The organism is Arsenophonus nasoniae DSM 15247 (assembly GCF_000429565.1).
In the GTDB taxonomy this organism is placed as follows: Bacteria; Pseudomonadota; Gammaproteobacteria; order Enterobacterales; family Enterobacteriaceae; genus Arsenophonus; species Arsenophonus nasoniae.
The window spans coordinates 1-1,702 of record NZ_AUCC01000210.1 but is presented as its reverse complement, the minus strand read 5'-3'; the positions used below and the strand labels follow the sequence as shown (position 1 = coordinate 1,702).

The window sequence follows — 1,702 nt, the reverse complement described above, 5'->3', positions numbered from 1 at the left end:
TTTAAGCACTTCATCCGGCCAGGTGGATTGGGCTACCCGTAAAGGGGCTAATACCAATGTGGGTTTGGTTTCACTGCCTGCAAGATAGAGATTTTCTAACGCCGTCAGCGTTGCTGCCGTTTTACCCATTCCCATTCCCGCCCAGACATTTGAGCGTTTTATATCGAGTAGGTGATTGATAATGAGATTTTGGTAAGGGCGAGGGGTGAAGGTTTTAGCGATTGTCTTTTGTTCAGGCGACAATCTGGATAGTTTTGTCATGGGTATGTAATCCGTTCCAGTTCTTTTTCATGGGGAGTTTGTCAGCCAGATACTGGTCATAAAGTCGCTGTGCGCCTTTTCTCAGTAAAACAGGGCGATAGCTAATGAAACTATTTGCACCATGTGGGCTTATTTCGTTTTGTTTTTCGGTTAAATATTTATCCCGAGCGGTAGCGGCAACACGCCAGCGTAAATTGTTACCGGACTTACTTTCGTTGTAGAGCCATTTAAGTCCTGCCAGAAAATGATTTATCTGCTGACTGTTTACCCCGTTAAGCATTTTGCTAAATTGGGTAGGGGTCATACCTTCTTTGAAGAGATTTTTAAGACAATCGTTTTCGGTTTCAAGTTGTTGAACCTGTACACCTAATAATTGAACTTTTTTATGCTGAGCAGCCCATGCAATTGCGGATTCAGCAGGGTCAAGGAAATTAGGTAAGCCTAAAGTTGTTGGGTCATTCGGTAGTAATTTTTGATTAAAGTAAGCAGATTCCATTTTTTCAAAGAAAGACCAGGCTTCATCGGTATCAACAATTTTTGACATGCGAGCTGCGCCTTTTTCTGTATATAAGGTAATAGCCCGTGCTTTGTTCGAAATTTGTGCGTAAATATTATTTACTCGCAAATGTGCTAGCGCTTCCCCCGTAACATTGAAATAGTGAATACCTTCAATAAAACGAGATTTATTATTAGATAAATTCATTCTGATATTTGAGGCTTCAGTGCCATAACCAGAAGCGAGAGTTTCAGTCGTCACAACACGAACATTTTGCCACTCAATAACGGGTAATTGATTTGAATCGATAGTAATTAAATTTTGCATAAGGGTATCTCACAATAGTTAAATTGATGAAAAATTGCCCCTATAAAAAGGGGCGTTAAGATTAAATTAGTGACGTTCTAAGAAGTGGGTTAGTTCACCTTCATACCACTGATCGGTGCGAGCAGTGATTATCGCGATTTGTTGATGGTGGAATTGTTCAAAAAGCTGCTTTATTTCCGCTAAAACAGTATCGATATTTTCACGCTTACGTAAAATTCGCTTAATCGTCTGCTTTTCAGCGTCATTGATAATTTGTCGCAGTGCCTCAGTGATGTAGTAAATACGTCGACATTCGTCAGCCATTAACGGTATATGCTCTACCTGAAAACGCTCCGGTGATGGCGTGCCAGTTACTTCGCGTAACGCTAGCCACACCGCATTACTCAATGAACGCTCAAACCGGAAGCCATTTGTCATACACCAAACTAAATGCGTCAGATTACGGGTGTCTGAATGACTAAAACGCTCTACGGCTTTTGGTTGATATTTTGAGGTAAAGTTACTGGTCTGATTAACTGTTTGCTTATCGAGAATATCCAGCACCCATTTTCTGAATTCTTTTGCTACTGGCGTATTAGCGAACATGGCGATCAGATGTGCGCCTCTTAGGGAGAAAAT

The 1,702-nt window shown here is 41.1% G+C and carries 2 protein-coding genes and 1 pseudogene; all 3 read right to left on the bottom strand.

Features of this window, described 5'->3' with window-relative positions:
- A pseudogene (locus G468_RS0117550) lies at positions 1 to 261 on the bottom strand (ATP-dependent helicase); the annotation flags it as partial.
- Complete coding sequence (locus tag G468_RS0117545) at positions 233 to 1,084, bottom strand: ORF6N domain-containing protein (RefSeq protein ID WP_026824098.1); 852 nt, start codon at positions 1,082 to 1,084, stop codon at positions 233 to 235. The pseudogene G468_RS0117550 and the gene G468_RS0117545, both read right to left, overlap by 29 nt.
- A 66-nt stretch (positions 1,085 to 1,150) precedes the next feature.
- The coding region (locus tag G468_RS24325) for a BRO-N domain-containing protein (RefSeq protein WP_026824097.1) at positions 1,151 to 1,702 on the bottom strand (552 nt) is incomplete at its 5' end.

Excerpts from the sequence above, each read along its gene's own strand:
- G468_RS0117545 (WP_026824098.1), bottom strand. The coding sequence starts at position 1,084 with ATGCAAAATTTAATTACTATCGATTCAAATCAATTACCCGTTATTGAG.